This window comes from Achromobacter sp. CSND-B12, assembly GCF_052906545.1.
Genome location: NZ_JBREGJ010000001.1, coordinates 3,366,655 through 3,382,788, shown reverse-complemented (window position 1 = coordinate 3,382,788; position 16,134 = coordinate 3,366,655). Strand labels below are relative to the sequence as shown.

Here is a 16,134-nt window from a genome sequence, read left to right as displayed (position 1 = left end):
GCCTCGGGAAAACACGGGTGAAAATCCTGGCGATCTGATTTATGCTCAAAAAAAACATAAGTCGCCTTTTTTTTAATCCATAAATGCTCATATTGAGCATTTATACGCTATGGACCTTCGCCATGACCGCCGATCCCACGCATTTCGTCGAATTCGACCTGCCCGGCGCCGGCCAGCCCGGCATCGTCGGCCAGGCCTGGACCCGGGTGCCCGCCCCCCTTTCCGCCGCCGAACGCGCCGAGGCGGCAAGCCGCATCGGTGCGCTGCTGGCCCGCGAGAACGCCGTGCTGGTGGCGCATTACTACGTCGATGCCGACATCCAGGAACTGGCCGAAGCCACCGGCGGCTGCGTCGGCGACTCGCTGGAAATGGCCCGTTTCGGCCGCGACCACCCCGCCGGGACGCTGGTCGTGGCGGGCGTGCGCTTCATGGGCGACACCGCCAAGATCCTCAGCCCCGGCAAGCGCGTGCTGATGCCGGATCTCGCGGCCAGTTGCTCGCTCGACCTGGGCTGTCCCGCGCCGGACTTCGCGGCCTGGTGCGACGCGCATCCCGACCGTACCGTGGTGGTCTACGCCAACACCAGCGCCGCGGTGAAAGCGCGCGCCGATTGGGTCGTCACCTCGTCGATCGCGCTGGACCTGGTCGCCGACCTGCATGCGCGCGGCGAGAAGATCCTGTGGGCGCCCGACAGGCACCTGGGCCACTATGTGCAGCAACAGACCGGCGCCGACATGTTGCTGTGGCAGGGCGCATGCCTGGTGCACGACGAATTCAAGGGCGCCGAGCTGGCGCTGATGCGCGCCCAGTACCCCGATGCGCGCGTGCTGGCGCATCCCGAATCGCCTTCCCCGGTATTGGCGCAGGCCGACGTGATCGGCTCCACCACCCAGCTGATCGAGGCCGCGCGGACACTGGATACGCGGCGCCTGATCGTCGCCACCGACCAGGGCATCCTGCACAAGATGCGCCAACGGGCGCCCGGCAAGCATTTCCTGGCGGCGCCCACCGCGGGAGACAGCGCCACCTGCAAGAGCTGCGCCCAGTGTCCCTGGATGGCGATGAACGGACTGGCCGGTGTCGCGAACGTCCTGGAGCACGGCATCAACGAGATCGAGCTGGACCCGGCGCTGGCCCGGCGCGCCAAAGCGCCGATCGATCGCATGCTGGACTTTGCCCAGGCGCGCAAGCGTGCGGTGCGGGCCAGCGGCGACCTGGCGCGCGATGGCGCGCTGTTCCAGCGGGTCGGCCCGGCCTGAAGCGCGTGGCCATCGGCTTTTCCTGCGAGGTCCCGTCATGCATTTCGACGTCATCATCATCGGCAGCGGTCTGGCCGGCATGGCCGCCGCGCTCGAACTGGCGCCGCACCGGCAGGTTGCGCTGGTCAGCAAGGGCGCGCTGCATGCCGGCGCCAGCCCGCACGCGCAGGGCGGCATTGCCGCGCCGCTGGGGCCGGGCGACAGCGTGGCCGCGCACCTGCGCGACACGCTGGATGCCGGTGCCGGCCTGTGCGACGCGGCGGCCGCGCGCGCCATCCTCGACCAGGCGCGCGCGGCCATCACCTGGTTGCAGGCGCAAGGCGTGGCGTTCACGACCGAGGGCCAGGCGCTGCACCTGACCCGCGAGGGCGGCCACGGCCAACGCCGCATCGCGCATGCGGCCGACGCCACCGGCCGCGCCATCATGACGGCGCTGGGCGAGCAGGTGACCCGGCTTGCCGCCATCACGGTGCTGGAGCGCCACTGCGCCGTCGATCTGCTGCTGGACCCGCCCGGCGGCCGCTGCCGCGGCGTGCGCCTGCTGGACCTGGACCGGCGCCTGCGCCGCGAGGTCTCCGCCGACCAGGTGGTAATCGCCAGCGGCGGCGCCGGCCAGGTCTACGCCACCACCACCGCGCCATCCGGCGCCACCGGCGACGGCATCGCCATCGCCGCGCGCGCCGGCGCCCGCACCGCCAACCTGGCGTTCATGCAGTTCCATCCCACCGGCCTGCATCACCCGCTCGCCGACGGCTTCCTGGTCTCCGAAGCCGTGCGCGGCGAGGGCGGACGGCTGTGCCTGCCAGACGGCAGCCGCTTCATGCCGGCCTACGATCCCCGCGCCGAACTGGCCCCGCGCGACATCGTCGCGCGCGCCATCCATGCCGAAATGCGGCGCCACGCGCTCGATTGCGTCTACCTGGATATCAGCCACCGCCCGCGCGCATTCCTGCTGGCGCACTTTCCCGCCATCCACGCGCATTGCCTGGCGTTGGGACTGGACATCGCCACCACGCCCATTCCCGTGGCGCCGACCGCCCACTACACCTGCGGCGGCATCGCCACCGACACCCGCGGCCGCAGCAGCGTGGCCGGCCTGTACGCGGTGGGCGAAGCGGCCTGCACCGGCCTGCACGGCGCCAATCGACTGGCCAGCAATTCACTGCTGGAATGCGTCGTCACGGGCCGCGCCGCGGCCCGCGACATCCTGGCGCGCCCCGCAAGGATACGGGTCGACACCCCGGCCTGCGCGGTGCCGGCCCGCGACACATCGGCGGCAGCCTTCGCCACCCCGCTGCGGCAATCGCTGCGCGCCTTGATGACCCTCGAAGCGGGGATCGTGCGCAGCGATGCCTCGCTGCGGCGCGCCGCCGACCACATCACCGCCTTGCGCCGCGCGCTCGATGCCCGCGACCATCTCGACGACAGCCTGGAAGGACTGGAACTGCGCAATCTGGCCCTGGTCGCCCATTTGACGGTGCGCGACGCGCGCGATCGCCGCGAAAGCCGCGGCGCGCATTTCAACCAGGACTGGCCTGACCGTTCGACCCCGCCGGCAAGCCGTGCCATGCCACGCCGCAACTATCGGCCATGATGATTGCGACACTGCCCTCGCGCCGTAGTCAACGGGGCGAGGGCAGCGTGGTCCGGCAAGCTCTGGTCAGGGTTGGGCGGCGTAGCGCGGCGAGCGAGGGCCGTACAGAATGCCGCCGGAAGTACCGGCACTGAGCAGCATGTTGTTCGTCATGCCGGCGACGCCATAGCTGCGATCGGAGAGCGTATTGACGACCTGATCCACCACCGCCTGCACCAGCATGCCGATCAGGCCGCCGCTGCTGTTGCTGGCTTGCACGACCTCCTTGCTGCCATCCCACAGCTTGGCGCCCGTGCGCAGGTCCACCAGCGCGGCGTCGATCGAAACCGTGATCGAGCTGGACAGGACCGCATAGCTCGATCCGTACTGTTTGACGGTCATGTACAAGGCGGCATCCGCGCCAAAGATCTCGCGCAGGCGCGCGGCCGGCAACTCGTGGATTTCGTCCGCGTTGGTCAGGCCATTCTGCTTGAAGGTCTCTTCCATGACGGCCACGGGCACGACGTAGTAGCCCGATTCCGCCAGCGGCATGGTCGCCTGCGCCAGCACCGCCGCGCCCGCCGCCACGTCCACGGACGTGTTCAGCGGCGGCAGCACCAGGATCGATGCCGGCTTGCTTTCGCGAAAGGCGGCATAGTCCACATTGCGCTGCGGCGCGGCGCAACCCGCCAACAGCGCGACCAGCGCCAACACGGCAATACGCATGATCGTGTTCATCTCAGGCTCCTTTCTTGGCCGGCTGTGCGTTGGCCGGCGTGGGCGGGGCGGCGGGCGCGGCGGGCGCCGCCGACGGTGCGGCCGACGCGGGCTCGGACGGCGCGGCCGACGCGGCGTTGTCCGCCATCTTGCTGGCATTGCGCAGCAGGAAATCCATGAACGGCTTGGATTCGGGGAAGGCCGCCTTCTCGCCTTCCAGCTGTTCCAGGCCCTTGGCGCCATCACCCAGCTTCAGGTACAGCATGCCCAGATGCGCGCGGAAGCCCGGCGGCAATTGCGCGTTGCTCGCCCGCGCGGTTTCGATGTTCTTTTCCATCGCCAGGCTCTGCGCCGCGTAGTCGGCGCCATCGTCCTTGAGATAGGCGTAGACCGAAGGTTGGTACGACTGCCAGCTGTACATGCTCTTGGGTTGCTGCGCGCACGCGCCCAGCAACCCCGCCACGGCAACCACCGCCATGGCGCGCCCCATGCGCGCGAGCGCCCGCGGGCGCGCCTTCGCCAGATTGTTCGACATTGGAATACCTATCAGGGTTGTACCGGTTGCCAGGCGCCTTGCTCGATGCCATCGACCAGACGATCCACGGCCTCGCGGATCGCCAGGTCCAGCACCTTGCCGTTCAGCGTGGAGTCATAGCCGGCGGTGCCGCCGAAGCCGATGACTTCGCGGTTGGACAGGCTGTATTCGCCCGCCCCCGACGCGGAATAGACCACCTCGGAGGTCGTCACGTCGACCACGTTGAGGTCGACCTTGGCGTAAGCCACCTGTTCCTTGCCTCGGCCGAGGATGCCGAACAGCTGATGGTCGCCCGTCACCTTGCGGCCGAACGCCGTCACGTCGCCCGTCACGACGTAACGCGCGCCCTTGATCTGGCTGGCCTTTTTGTTGAACGCCGCTTCCTGGGCGATTTCGGACAGGTTGTCGCGGTCCATCACCTGGAACCGGCCGCTGCGCTGCAGATGGCTGACCAGGATGGTCTTGGCCTGGCCGCCGAGGCGGTCTACGCCGTCGGAGAACACGCCACGCAGGTAGTTGGTGCGGTTGTCGAACTTGCCAACCGAGATCGGACTGCGCACGCCCTGGTAGGGCTTGCTGGCCGCGGCGACCGCGGGTACCGCGACCGACTGGGAACGTTCGGTGGCGCAACCGGCCACCAGCAGTGACAGGACCGTCACCGCGCCAAGCGTTACTGCCTTGCTCAACATGCCTTACTCCTGCAGACCCGGCACTCGATCCGTGGCGGGCGAAGCGTGAAATGATGGAATCGGGCAGTGAGTATATACAATTACATACAGTCGTAATAATTAGAATTGATATAGAAAAGCAGGTTATTTCGTCCTAAAAACCACCAACCTCGGCCATCTGCAACGCTCCGCGTACGGATGAGTCAGATTTTTCGGGCATTGGCACCGTGCCGGCCCTCTTTTTGCCGGGGCGCGCTCCCTCATGAGCGCCCCCTCTCGAACCGTTGCCCCAAGAGCCGGCCGGTACGTCCGTCAGTCGTCCTGGGCGTCGGCCGGCTTGTTGATCTGCGAGGCGTCGATGATCTCCGTCACCAGCACTGCCTGCGGGCCGTGCAGGAAATACTCGGCCTCCAGCGGTTCGCGCAGCCTCATGTAACGGTCCTCGCCGATCTGCATGGTGTGGCCGGCGGCCAGCTCGGCGCCGCTGTCGAGCACGTACGCCATGATGTTGTTGAACATGTTCGAATACTGCTCGCCCTGGTGATGGCCCTCGGCCAGCACGGCGAAGTCCGGCAGCCCGAAGCGGCCGGCGCCATAGGTGCGCATCCACACGCCTTGCACGCCTTCCACCTCGTACTTCACGAAGCCGCAGTACAGCATGTTCAAGGGCAGCGAACGCAGCAGTTCCAGGCTTTCGTCGCCCATCGACTCGCGCGAGAACACCCCCGCCGGCAGTGACGTATGGGCATCCTCGTTCAACACCGCGACGGCCTGCAATCCAGCCAGCGCCCCGGCCACCGCCGCCAGCGCCACGTACTGCTCCAGCGGGTCCGTCTCGAAGCCGGCGTAGTAGAGCAGCACATGGCTGACGTGGCCGCGCACCTGCTCCTTGACCTCGGCGGGATAGTGCGCCGGCGCCACGCACGCCTCCAGCGCATCCTGGGGGAAGGGCGCGTTGAAACCCACCAGGCGAACCACGTGCTTGCCCCAGCCGACCAGGGCCAGCAATTCCGGCATGTCCGGTTCGATCTCCGCGCGCGCCTCGCGCATCTCGGGGTGATAGGCGCGCAGCGCCGCCGCCAGCGCATCGGCCTGCGGCGCCAGCGGCGCGGCGAACACGACCTGCAGGCTCGGGCCATCCTTCATGTCGGGATTGGCCGTCAGGGCGACGGTGTCGGCGGACGATTCGGCGCGACCGAAAAAACGGGAGAAGATGCTCATGGAAAGGATCCTGGCGGTGCGGGAAAAGCGTGGATGCTAGCAAGGCGGCTACGGACGCAGGCTCGCCATGTGCAACAAACCCCCGCCGCGCGCTACCGGACGTTAGCGGACGCCGGAAAACCGCGCCGCGTCACTTCAGTTCGCGCGTCGCGCCGATGACGCGCAGGGTGGGCATCAACTGGCGCCAGGCGTCCTTGGGAATGACCGCCGGCCGCTTCAGGTCGGCCGCCGCCGGATCATCCAGCAGGTCGCCCTTGCAGGCGAACACGATGCTGTTGGTCATGTCATCGTCCACCACCTCGAACATGGCGCCGCCGAACGCGGCGCGCACCCGGTCCAGGTAGGCGTGGTGCAGCGGATGGTTCACATGGAAGTTGATCACCAGGATGCCGTTGTCGCGCAGGGCGCGATGGCAATCCGCGTAGAAGTCCGCCGAGCACAGGGCGGGAGGGATGCCGGCGTCGTCGAAGCCGTCCAGCAGCAGCACGTCGGCGGCGTCCCGCAGGCCGCGCAGATGGTCGGCCGCATCGGCCTGAACCACCCTGAAACGCTCGCCATCGGGCGGCACCATGAATGCATCGCGCAAGGCGATGACGCCCGCATCGATCTCGACCACCTCGATGCGCGAATGCGCCAGGTAGCGATGGCAGAACTTGGCCAGCGACCCGCCTCCCAGCCCCACCATCAGGATGTCCGCGGGCGCCGGCGCGAACAGCACGAAACCCATCATCATCCGCGTGTACTCGAGGTCGAGCGCATCGGGGCTGAGGGTCGACATGCGGCTTTGGATGACCTTGTCGGAAAAATGCAGGGTGCGCGTCGTGCCCGCCACGTGCACATAGGGTTGGGCCGCGGGCAGGGCGGCGCTGGCGGCATCCTGCGCCACCGGCGCGCTGGACAGGGACAGGGAGGAATCACGGACGGACATGGGGCAGAAGATACCACCGCCGCAGGGCAGCGCGGCAGTGTCAGACGGATTCCTGCCCGGCGCGGTTAAAGAATGCGCATCGACCTGCCGTACATGTCGTGTCACCTCGCCGTCGCAGCGCCGGCCATCGGCCGGCCGCGACGCCATGTGTCCCGCCTTACCGGAATCCTCCATGCAGTCCCTGCTCACCGACACCCTCCTTCCGACCACAGCCACCGCCAGCAACGACGCCCCTGCCGCCGCCAGGCGCGACGCGGATGCGGCGCGGGACCGGGACGCCGCGCAGCCCGCGGACAAACCGGTCTCAATCCGCGTGATCCTCAGCGACGACGCGCTCGAGCGCGCGGCCAAGGCGCGCAAGGCCGCCTTCCAGATGGCCACCGACGCGGCCCAGTCGCGCCACGACCTGGCACGCGCCCGCGTCGCGCAGATCAAGCAGCGCATCGACACGCTCAAGAAGATGCTGATGTTCCTGGGCAAGGCCGCGGCCAAGGCCATCCTGCGTGAACTGCGCCAGCTGGCCGGCGAACTCGGCCAGGCCGCCAGCGCCCTCAAGGACAGCGGCGGCGTGCAGGCGGCCGGCGCGTCGCCGGGCGCGGCGGCCGCGCCCGTGGTGCATGGCGCGAGCGGCGCCCCGGCCACGGGTGACGCCAACGGCACGCCGGCCGGCACGGCCGAAGGCGCCGATGCCACGGGCGCCGGCGCGTCCACGCCGACGACCGCCGCCTCCCGCGCCCTGGCGGCCTATGCCGCCGCCAGCGACACGGCGCTGGACAGCGACGCCGATACGGCCGACACACCCGCGGCCGACACCGCGGCGCAAGGCGCCGCCGCCGCGGCCCGGGCGGACGCCGCCAAGGCCGCATCCGCGTCCGTCGACACCGACACGGCCGGCGACCGGAACGACAAGGCCGGCGCCCCCACCGAATCCCGCCACGAGCCGCAGGCCGCCCAGCGCCGCCAGGACGACGCCCAGGCCGTGCGCGATGCCATCCGGGCCATGAAGGAACTGCTCGCCATGCTCAAGAGCAAGCTGCGGCAGCACGACAAGGAAGCCCAGAAGCAGGTCGCCGAAGTCCGCGACGCCCTGGCCGAGGCCGAAAAAACGGCCCAGGCCATCGACGGCGGCGGCGCGGCAGTTGGCGTCGGCGGCATGGAAGGCGGCGACGCCGCGACCGCCGCGGCCTGAACCAGGCGGCGGCGCGGGCATGCCGAGCGGCATCGCCCGCGCCCCTGCGCAGCCGGCTTATGATGGCCCCTTTCCTCCCAGCCGCCGCGCCGGATGACGCGGCTACCGCAATGCCTCGCCTTCACCCGCTCTGCTTCGCTTTTCTGCTGTTGCCGCTCCTGGCCACCGCGCAAACCCACGTCGACCCCGACGCCGAGCAAGCCCGGCAGACCTTGAAACAACGCGCCATCGAACCCGAGTGGATCGACGACTGCTTCGTGGCCGGCAACCCGTTTCGCTACTGCATCTACCTCGACAAAACGTATAGCTTTCGCGTGGTCGACCGGCATTTGCAGGAGCCTTACCAGGTCTACCTGTTCGACAACGGGCCCGACTACCCCCAGGAAGGCCGCTATCGCATCCGCCTGAACGGCAAGATCGGCTTTGCGGACGAGGAAACCGGCGCCATCGTCGTCGCCCCGGTCTATGACTGCGCCTTTCCCTACGAAGACGGCAAGGCCAGCGTCGGTTTCGGCTGCAAGGAAGAAAGCGACGGTGAACATCGCTGGTGGTCAGGCGGCAAGTGGCAGGACATCGACCGGCAGGGCAAGGTCATCGACTAGGGAACCGCGCGACCTGGCTCGCAGCATCTCCCGGCCAGCCCCAGGTTGCTCGCGAACGTGGTGCCGGCGTAGGCGCGCCGCGCCAATCCCATCGCCGCCAGCCGCGGCATCACGCCGTCCAGCAGCAGATCCAGCGACTGCATCGCCCCACCCGGCAGCGCAATGAACCCGTCCGCCGCGCCGGCCTCGGCCCGGCGCTGGATCTCGGCCACCGCGTCGTCGACCGTTCCCACCACGGTCCAATGCGCCGATGCCGCGGCCTCCGGCCGCGCCAGCAGCTCGCGCAGACAGGGTTGCTCGCGCTCGACCAGCCGACGCAGCAATTGCACGTGCGTGGGGCTGCGCATGTCGGGCCCGGGTTGCCCCAGCATGCGCACGGTGATGGGCTGGTCCGGATCAAGCCGTTCAAGATCCAGGCCCAGCGCCCTTCCCACGTACAGGCGCTGGCGTGCCCGGTCCTGGCCCGCGTGGGCCGCGCGATGCAAATCCCGGGCCTGGGCCCGCGACGCCGCCAGATACAGGCTCAACCCCGGCAGCACCCGTATGGCCGCGGGCTCGCGGCCATGGTCGAGCGCCCGCTGCCGCAGGTCCCGGCGCAACGCCACGCCGCATTCGATATCGGGCGTAGCGGCGAACACCGCATCCGCCACGCGGGCGGCGAAATCGCGCCCCCAATCGGACGCGCCCGCCTGGAACAGGGGAATGCGGCCGTGGGCGCGACCAGGCACATTCAAGGGTCCCTGGACGCTGAAATACTCGCCGCGATGCGCGATCGGCGCGATACGCGTGACATCCGCGTACTGCCCGGACTCGCGGTCCGCCAGCACCGCCTCCTGCGGATAACTGCGCCACAACGCGCGCACGACTTCGGTGAACTCGAGCGCCTTGCGATAGCGCTGCGCCGAAGGCGGCATTGGCGCATCGCCGAAATTCCGGCTGCCGTCCAACGCGGTGACGATGTTCCAACCCGCGCGTCCTTCGCTGATCCAGTCCAGCGATTGCAGCTGGCGCGCCACCACGTAGGGCGGATTGAACGAGGTCGCGGCTGTCGTCACCAGGCCGATATGCCGCGTATCCTGCGCCAGCGCCGCCATCAGCAGCGTCGGATCCAGGCTGCTGAAGCCCGGCCCGCGCGCCAGCGCCGGCACGTCCAGGAACAAGGCATCCGGCCGGAACACGAAGTCCAGGCACGCCTGCTCGGCGCGGCGTGCCACATCGCGGTAGAACGGCGCGCCGTGCAGTTGCTCGACCCGGCTGTCCGGGCGTCGCCAGCCGGAGGCGGACAACCATGTGGCGGCCAGCGACAGGCCGATGCACAAAGGGGAAGATGACATGAGGCTATATTCCTTGGAGTATCGGTTCAGTCGGTTTCGGCGCTGGAAACGGGCACCACCAGCGGCGTCCCGGACACGGGATCCGCCATCACGACGCAGCGGATGCCGAACAGGCGCCGCACCCGCTCCGGCGTGATGACCTCGGCCGGCGGGCCGCTGGCCTGCACCTTTCCGTCGCGCAGCGCCACGATGTGATCGGCATAGCGGGCGGCCTGGTTCAGGTCGTGCAGCACCATCACCAGGGTCTTGCCCTGCCGCTGGTTCAAACTGCGGCACAGATCCAGCACTTCCAGCTGGTGAGCGATATCCAGGTAGGTGGTGGGTTCGTCGAGCAGCATCACAGGCGCGTTCTGCGCCAGCGCGAATGCCAGCCAGGCGCGCTGGCGCTGGCCTCCGGACAAGGTGTCGACGGGCCGATCGGCCAGGGCCGTCAAGCGCGTCTGTTCCAGCGCGCGTTGTACCGCCTCGTCATCCTCCGCGCGCCACGGCTGCCAGAACGCCTGGTGCGGATAGCGGCCACGCGCCACCAGCTCCGCCACCCGTATGCCGTCGGGGGCTTGCGGCGCCTGCGGCAGGCAGCCCAGGCGAACGGCCAGCTCGCGCGCTCCAAAGCGCCGCAGGTCCTTGCCGTCGAGCAGCACCGTGCCGGCCTGCGGCGCCAACAGGCGCGCCAATCCCCGCAACAGCGTCGACTTGCCGCACCCATTCGGCCCGAGGATGACCGTAATGCGTCCGGCCGGAATATCGAGGTCCAACTGCTGGCACACCGCGCCCAGGTCATGCGCCAGTGTCAGCCCGCGCGCGCGCAGCGCCATCGCGCAAGGCGGGGATGCAGAGCAATCTTGCATGGGTAATCGTCCGCGAGAGGAAATCATCGGGCGCCCCGACGCAGCAGCAGCCAGATCAGGTACAGGCCGCCCAGCAAACCGGTCAGCTTGCCGATGGGCAGGTGCAACGGCCAGAACGTCTGCTGGCCGAGCAGGTCGGCCGCCACCACCAGACAGGCGCCCATGGCGGCCGCCCCGCCCACCGACGGTCCGGTGCTGCGCAGCAGGCGCCGGGCGAGCTGCGGCGCGGCCAACGCGATAAAGGCGATCGGCCCGGCCGCGCCGGTGGCCAGGGATGCCAGCATCACCGCGCAGAACAGCATCGCCAGCCGTACCCGGGTTACCGGCAGGCCCAGCTGCCCGGCGACGTCGTCGCCCATTTCCAGCAGCGCCAGGCGGCGCACCGACAACCAGACGGGCGGCAGGAACAGGATGACGGCCACGCCGGCAAGCCAGGCATGCGCCCATGCGCGCGCATTGAGCGAACCGGACAACCACAGGTTCGCCAGCAATGCGTGATCGAGATCGCCCTTGACCAGCAACAGGCCATTGACGGCGTGCAGGATCGCGCCCACGCCAACGCCGACCAACACCAGGCGCCGCGTGCCCATCGCGCCCTGGCGCCGCGCAAGCAGCCAGACGGCGACCGCGGTCAAGGCGCCGCCAGCGACCGCGCCCATTGCCGCGCCGACGGTGGACGGACCGTAAACCACGATATGCAACAGCGCGCCGGTGGCCGCGCCCGTCGTGAACCCGATCAGATCCGGCGAGCCCAGCGGATTGCGCGACAATGACTGGAATACGGCCCCCGACACCCCCAGCGCGGCCCCCACGGACAGGCCGGTCAGCACCCGCGGCAGGCGAAAGCCCAGGATCAGGCGCTCACCGGGCGTGGCGGAGGATCCTCCTATCGCGATGTCGAGAATGCGGCCCAGCGACAGTTCCGCGCTGCCGATCCCCAGGGCAATCAATGCCAGGATGACGGCGCACAGGGCGAGCGCCAGGCCACCGAGTAAAACCCGCCGCCGGGCCAGGAAGCCGAAGCGATGCACGTACCGCCGCGGCGGCATGGGAACGGAATCGCGCATGTCAGCAAGCACCGGCACGGCGCGCCAGCGCGACAAAAAGAGGTCCTCCGAGCAGCGCCGCCATGATTCCGGCGCTGATCTCGTCGGGCGGGACGATCATCCGGCCCAGCGTATCGGCAGCCAGCAGCAGGCAGGCTCCGACCAGCGCGGCGCAGGGGATCAGGCGCCGATGCGCGGACCCGCAGGCGTGGCGGGCCAGGTGCGGCGCGGCCAACCCGATGAAGGCGAGCGGCCCGGCGGCGGCGGTGGCCGCGCCGGCCAGCAACACGATAGCCGCCGCGGTGCCTGACCAGGCCAGGTACGGCCGCGTGCCCAGGGTCGTGCCAAGGTCACGCCCCAACGCCAATGCGTCCAGGGTTCGGCCCCATGCGAGCGCCAGGGCGACGCCCGTCACGGTTGCCGGCAGCACCACGGCCAGCACGGCGCCAGAGCGTCCTTGCAGCGAGCCGACCACCCAATGGCGGAATTGGTCGAAGACGCGATCGTCGCTGTTGACAGTGATGATCTGCGTAGCGGCAAACAGGATCGCCGACATGGCCGCGCCCGCCAGCACCAGCCGCAGGGGATCGCGCCCGCGATGCAGGCCGCCAATGGCATGGACCAGCGCGCCCGCCAGCGCCGCTCCGCCCAGGCCGGCCAGCAGTTGCGCGACCGGGCCGTGCACGACGCCCAGTGCCGTGGCCGCGGCGATGGCAAGCGCCGCGCCCGCATTGACGCCCAGCAGCCCTGGATCGGCCAGCGGGTTACGGGTCAAAGTCTGCATCAACGCCCCGGCGGCGCCCAGCGCCGCTCCGGCCGCCAGCGCCAGTAGCGTGCGCGGCAAGCGCAGGTGACGCACCATGAGGTGCGCGCTGTCGAGCGGATCGAAGGCGGCCAAGGCCTGCCTCACCGTCGTCAGCGACAGCGGACGCGCCCCCATCATCAGGCTCAGCGGCGCCAGCAAGGCAATCGCAAGGGCACAGGCCAGCAACAAGCACCAGGTATGGCGACGCGCAAGCGGCGTGCGCGCCCTTGGCATCGGCGTCATGTCCCGAACCGTTCGAGCAGCGCGTCGAGGATCTGGCCCGCGCTGTACGCATCTATGCGAAAAGCGTCCCGGCCCAGGCCATAGACCTGGCGCGCGCGTACCGAAGGCAGGTTGGCCAGCACCGGATCGCGCAACATCGCCTCGGCATCGTCGGCATCCGCGCGCAACACGAAGGTGGTTTGCGCGGTCAAGCGGGTCAGCGCTTCATACGGCGCCCAGACGAAGTCTCCGGGGCGGCCCAGCGCGACGTGCCAGGCCGGATCCGGCGCCTCGATCCGAAACCCCAGGGCCGCCAGCAGCCGCGCATGCGGGCTGGCCGGCGTGGCGATGGGATTGTTGGTGCCCGGGCCGTTATAGCTGATGATGTTCACCTTGCCCTGCGGTACGCGCAAGCGGGCACGCGCCGCGGCAACCCGGGCATCGAAACCGGCGACGGCGCGCGTCGCGGCGGCCTCCGTGCCCAGCGCCCGGCCCAGCTGCAGGGCCGGTTCCTGCCAGGTCTGGTGGCTGTAGTCCACCACGATGACCGGCGCGATCGCGCGCAAGGCGTCGAGTTGCTCGCGCGCCGAATCCGCGCCCGTGGCGGAAACAACGATCAGATCGGGCCGCGCCGCGTAGGCGGCCTCCAGGTCCACCTGCCCGGCCGGCCATGACGGCTTGAGACCGCGTGCGCGCGCCACTGCCGCCCATTGGTCGAAAAAACGGCCGTTGGCATTGCCGGCACTGGCGATCACCGGCGCTTCGATGGCCAGCAGCGTGCCGGTCACCGTGACCGACGTCGACAGGACGCGCCGCGGGGCGGCAGCCAGCATTGTCCGCGTGCCGTCGGCATTGTCGAAACGGCGCGGCCACCCATCATCGGCCAGCGCGGACGCCGGCAGGAAGACCGCCACCGTCAGCGACAACACCAGCAGCAGCCACGCAGTTATGGGCCAGCCCGCACTCACCACGTGAGCCTCGCGGTCGCCATGACCGTGCGGCCCGTGCCGTAATAGCACGAGGTGGCGGCCGAGCACGTGGCCACATACCGCTTGTCGGCCAGGTTGCTGCCATTGAGCGCCAGTTGCAGGTTCATGCCGCCGATCTTGCCGGCGTCATAGCGCAGCGCGGCGTCGAACAGCGTGTAGCCGGGAATATGCAGGTAGTTGGCCAGGTCGCCATAAGTCGGGCCGACGTAGCGCACGCCCGCGCCCATGCCCAGGCCGGCCAGCGGACCGCCATGGAAGGTGTAATCGACCCACATCGAGCCCATCCAGTCGGGCACGCGGATCATGCGGTTGCCGGTATTGCCATCGTTGCTGCGCACCACCTTGGAATCCATGCGGGTGACGGCGCCGATGAGGCTCAGCCCGCGCAGCGGCGTGACACGGCCTTCCAGCTCGATGCCGCGCACCCGCACCTTGCCGGTCTGCACCTGGTAGGCCTCGTCGGCTTCGTTGAGCGGGTCGGCCGTCAGCACGTTCTGCTGCGACAGCTCGTAGGCCGACAACGTGATCATGCCGTCAATGGCGCGCGGTTCGTACTTGATGCCCGCCTCCCACTGCTTGCCGGTGGTGGGCTTGAAGGCGCTGCCCGAACGCGTCGTTCCGCCGGTCGGCTGGAACGACTCCGAATAGCTGAAGTAGGGCGCCAGCCCATTGTCGAACAGATACGTGACGCCGGCGCGGCCGGTGAAGGCCTCGTCGCGGGTCACCTGGCGCGTCCCCGTCAGGCGATTGAGTGAATCCATGCGCGTCCAGTCCTGTCGGCCGCCCAGCGTGAAGCGCCAGCGGTCCAGCGCGATCTGGTCCTGCAGATACACGCCATACTGCGAATCGGTCTCGCGGGTGGACATCTGCGGCGCCAGTGTCGGTTCGAAATCGTAGTGGGTGTAGACGGGGTCGTACACATTGATGGCGATGGCAGCGGGCGACACCGCCGCCGCTTGGCGCAGGAAGGTCCACTGCGTCTTCTGCCAGTCGAAACCGGCGACCATGGTATGGGCGACCGGCCCGGTCGCGAACTTGCCCTCCACGCGTGTATCGATGGTCTGCGCATCGGAGTCGCCCTCGCCCTGGACCGCGCGACGATTCAGGATGCGGCCGCCGATGAGCGTGCTCAGGTTGGTAAGCGCGGCGCCGCGCACGCCATTGCCAACCGTGGCGCGGTACAACGAGTCCACATGCGTGTAGCGCGCGTTCTGGCTGACTTTCCAGGCGTCGTTGAACTGGTGTTCGAGCTGCCAGCCGGCGGTCCATATATTGCGGTCGTAAGTGTTCCAGTCGGGTTCGCCCAGGAACGTCGTGTTCTTGATGTAGCCCTCGGCGGCCGGCACGACGGTGCCCTCGTAGGGCAGGAACTGGAAGGTGCTGCCGCCGCGATCCTGTTGGTACATCCCCAGCAGCGTCAGGCGCGTGGCATGGTCATTGAAGTACATGGTGGCGCTGGGCGCGATGAACCACTGCTCGTGGTCGGTGTGCTTGATCTGGGTGGACCCATCGCCATACAGGCCCACCAGCCGCCACAGCACGTTTTCGTCCCCATTGGCCCCGCCCAGGTCGAACGCCGTCTGCGCGCGCCCATGACTATCCAGCTGCAACTGCACCACCTGATCCTGCTCCGGCGTCGGCAGCTTGCTGACCTGGTTCACCATGCCGCCAGGGGCCAGTTGGCCGTACAACACGCTGGACGGGCCTTTCAGCACCTCGACGCGCTCCAGGTTCCAGGTGTTGAAGGACGTCCGGTTCCAGCTCAGGCTGGTGTCCGACGGCGCGCGCAGGCCGTCCAGCATCACGTTCGCGCCAAAGCTGCCGGCATCGAAACCGCGGATGTAGAGATCATCCACGCGGTTGTCGATGCCCTGGCTCTCGGGCAGCACGCCCGCGGTGTAGCGCGTGGCTTCGTTGAGATTCCTCACGCCGCGCAGATCCATCTCGCGCCGCTCGATCACCGACACCGACTGCGGCACTTCACGCAACGGCGTATCGGTCTTGGTCGACCCTCCGATCGTCTCCGCCGGGCGGTAGGCATTCACCGTCACCGCTTCCAGGCTCATCGCATCGTCGGCCGCCAGCGCGGTTCCCGCCTGGACGAGCAGCGCCGCCAACAAGGGATAAGCCAAGCGCCCGGTCGGACGCGCGACACGGCGGGAATGAGGACGCATCGGGACGACGGCGGGCACGGGACT

Annotated in this window: 15 protein-coding genes; 4 read left to right on the top strand and 11 right to left on the bottom strand. The window is 69.0% G+C overall.

Annotated elements, in window-relative coordinates; translation table 11 throughout:
* Nucleotides 1-122 precede the first annotated feature (122 nt).
* Nucleotides 123-1,259 (top strand): quinolinate synthase NadA, encoded by a 1,137-nt coding sequence (gene nadA / locus ACUTAG_RS15920; RefSeq protein ID WP_148317754.1) that lies wholly within the window; start codon nucleotides 123-125, stop codon nucleotides 1,257-1,259.
* Between the two features lie 37 nt (nucleotides 1,260-1,296).
* Nucleotides 1,297-2,853, top strand: a complete 1,557-nt coding sequence (gene nadB / locus ACUTAG_RS15915) for an L-aspartate oxidase (protein ID WP_148317756.1) — start codon at nucleotides 1,297-1,299, stop codon at nucleotides 2,851-2,853.
* A 66-nt stretch (nucleotides 2,854-2,919) separates the two neighbouring features.
* Here nadB and ACUTAG_RS15910 read toward each other — a convergent pair whose 3' ends face one another.
* The 5 genes from ACUTAG_RS15910 to ACUTAG_RS15890 form a co-directional block, all read right to left on the bottom strand.
* Nucleotides 2,920-3,570 carry a DUF799 domain-containing protein gene (locus ACUTAG_RS15910; RefSeq protein ID WP_006388126.1) on the bottom strand — a complete coding sequence of 217 codons (651 nt, stop codon included), beginning with the start codon at nucleotides 3,568-3,570 and terminating at the stop codon, nucleotides 2,920-2,922.
* 1 nt (nucleotide 3,571) lies between these two features.
* Entirely contained in the window at nucleotides 3,572-4,084 is a 513-nt protein-coding gene (locus tag ACUTAG_RS15905) for a DUF4810 domain-containing protein (protein WP_058665431.1), read from the bottom strand.
* 11 nt (nucleotides 4,085-4,095) lie between these two features.
* Entirely contained in the window at nucleotides 4,096-4,773 is a 678-nt protein-coding gene (locus tag ACUTAG_RS15900) for a CsgG/HfaB family protein (protein WP_020925561.1), read from the bottom strand.
* A gap of 291 nt (nucleotides 4,774-5,064) precedes the next feature.
* Nucleotides 5,065-5,973: a DUF4261 domain-containing protein gene (locus tag ACUTAG_RS15895; RefSeq protein ID WP_148317758.1), complete on the bottom strand. Its 909-nt coding sequence runs from the start codon at nucleotides 5,971-5,973 to the stop codon at nucleotides 5,065-5,067.
* A 130-nt stretch (nucleotides 5,974-6,103) separates the two neighbouring features.
* Nucleotides 6,104-6,901 (bottom strand): fused MFS/spermidine synthase, encoded by a 798-nt coding sequence (locus tag ACUTAG_RS15890; protein WP_187378289.1) that lies wholly within the window; start codon nucleotides 6,899-6,901, stop codon nucleotides 6,104-6,106.
* Nucleotides 6,902-7,073: 172 nt separating this feature from the next.
* On the opposite strand from ACUTAG_RS15890, the gene ACUTAG_RS15885 reads away from it, so the two are divergent.
* Both ACUTAG_RS15885 and ACUTAG_RS15880 read left to right on the top strand, forming a co-directional pair.
* The gene (locus ACUTAG_RS15885) at nucleotides 7,074-8,090 is read left to right on the top strand and encodes a hypothetical protein (RefSeq protein ID WP_020925564.1); all 1,017 of its coding nucleotides are present in this window, start codon (nucleotides 7,074-7,076) and stop codon (nucleotides 8,088-8,090) included.
* 110 nt (nucleotides 8,091-8,200) lie between these two features.
* A complete protein-coding gene (locus ACUTAG_RS15880; protein WP_233638905.1) occupies nucleotides 8,201-8,692 on the top strand; it encodes a hypothetical protein in 492 nt (163 codons plus the stop codon).
* Here the strand turns inward: ACUTAG_RS15880 and ACUTAG_RS15875 are convergent.
* From ACUTAG_RS15875 to ACUTAG_RS15850, 6 genes are read right to left on the bottom strand one after another with little or no spacing between them, the layout of a single operon-like run.
* Nucleotides 8,689-10,026: an NtaA/DmoA family FMN-dependent monooxygenase gene (locus tag ACUTAG_RS15875; RefSeq protein WP_148317760.1), complete on the bottom strand. Its 1,338-nt coding sequence runs from the start codon at nucleotides 10,024-10,026 to the stop codon at nucleotides 8,689-8,691. The two genes, ACUTAG_RS15880 and ACUTAG_RS15875, sit on opposite strands and share 4 nt — an antisense overlap.
* Nucleotides 10,027-10,052: 26 nt before the next feature.
* A complete protein-coding gene (locus ACUTAG_RS15870; protein WP_050807753.1) occupies nucleotides 10,053-10,874 on the bottom strand; it encodes an ABC transporter ATP-binding protein in 822 nt (273 codons plus the stop codon).
* 23 nt (nucleotides 10,875-10,897) lie between these two features.
* Entirely contained in the window at nucleotides 10,898-11,941 is a 1,044-nt protein-coding gene (locus ACUTAG_RS15865) for a FecCD family ABC transporter permease (RefSeq protein ID WP_148317762.1), read from the bottom strand.
* Nucleotide 11,942: 1 nt separating this feature from the next.
* Nucleotides 11,943-12,968 carry a FecCD family ABC transporter permease gene (locus ACUTAG_RS15860; RefSeq protein WP_006388116.1) on the bottom strand — a complete coding sequence of 342 codons (1,026 nt, stop codon included), beginning with the start codon at nucleotides 12,966-12,968 and terminating at the stop codon, nucleotides 11,943-11,945.
* Complete coding sequence (gene fepB, locus ACUTAG_RS15855; protein WP_262352241.1) at nucleotides 12,965-13,984, bottom strand: Fe2+-enterobactin ABC transporter substrate-binding protein; 1,020 nt, start codon at nucleotides 13,982-13,984, stop codon at nucleotides 12,965-12,967. Before fepB ends, ACUTAG_RS15860 begins: the two co-directional genes overlap by 4 nt.
* Complete coding sequence (locus tag ACUTAG_RS15850; RefSeq protein ID WP_054517896.1) at nucleotides 13,912-16,068, bottom strand: TonB-dependent siderophore receptor; 2,157 nt, start codon at nucleotides 16,066-16,068, stop codon at nucleotides 13,912-13,914. The genes fepB and ACUTAG_RS15850 overlap by 73 nt, the downstream gene beginning before the upstream one ends.
* Nucleotides 16,069-16,134: the final 66 nt, after the last annotated feature.

What these genes read in the sequence shown, in the direction of transcription:
- nadB (WP_148317756.1), top strand. Translation starts at nt 1,297, where the DNA reads ATGCATTTCGACGTCATCATCATCGGCAGCGGTCTGGCCGGCATGGCC.
- ACUTAG_RS15860 (WP_006388116.1), bottom strand. Translation starts at nt 12,968, where the DNA reads ATGACGCCGATGCCAAGGGCGCGCACGCCGCTTGCGCGTCGCCATACC.
- nadA (WP_148317754.1), top strand. Translation starts at nt 123, where the DNA reads ATGACCGCCGATCCCACGCATTTCGTCGAATTCGACCTGCCCGGCGCC.
- ACUTAG_RS15865 (WP_148317762.1), bottom strand. Translation starts at nt 11,941, where the DNA reads ATGCGCGATTCCGTTCCCATGCCGCCGCGGCGGTACGTGCATCGCTTC.
- ACUTAG_RS15910 (WP_006388126.1), bottom strand. Translation starts at nt 3,570, where the DNA reads ATGAACACGATCATGCGTATTGCCGTGTTGGCGCTGGTCGCGCTGTTG.
- ACUTAG_RS15875 (WP_148317760.1), bottom strand. Translation starts at nt 10,026, where the DNA reads ATGTCATCTTCCCCTTTGTGCATCGGCCTGTCGCTGGCCGCCACATGG.
- ACUTAG_RS15870 (WP_050807753.1), bottom strand. Translation starts at nt 10,874, where the DNA reads ATGCAAGATTGCTCTGCATCCCCGCCTTGCGCGATGGCGCTGCGCGCG.
- ACUTAG_RS15880 (WP_233638905.1), top strand. Translation starts at nt 8,201, where the DNA reads ATGCCTCGCCTTCACCCGCTCTGCTTCGCTTTTCTGCTGTTGCCGCTC.
- ACUTAG_RS15895 (WP_148317758.1), bottom strand. Translation starts at nt 5,973, where the DNA reads ATGAGCATCTTCTCCCGTTTTTTCGGTCGCGCCGAATCGTCCGCCGAC.
- ACUTAG_RS15900 (WP_020925561.1), bottom strand. Translation starts at nt 4,773, where the DNA reads ATGTTGAGCAAGGCAGTAACGCTTGGCGCGGTGACGGTCCTGTCACTG.
- ACUTAG_RS15905 (WP_058665431.1), bottom strand. Translation starts at nt 4,084, where the DNA reads ATGTCGAACAATCTGGCGAAGGCGCGCCCGCGGGCGCTCGCGCGCATG.
- ACUTAG_RS15890 (WP_187378289.1), bottom strand. Translation starts at nt 6,901, where the DNA reads ATGTCCGTCCGTGATTCCTCCCTGTCCCTGTCCAGCGCGCCGGTGGCG.
- ACUTAG_RS15885 (WP_020925564.1), top strand. Translation starts at nt 7,074, where the DNA reads ATGCAGTCCCTGCTCACCGACACCCTCCTTCCGACCACAGCCACCGCC.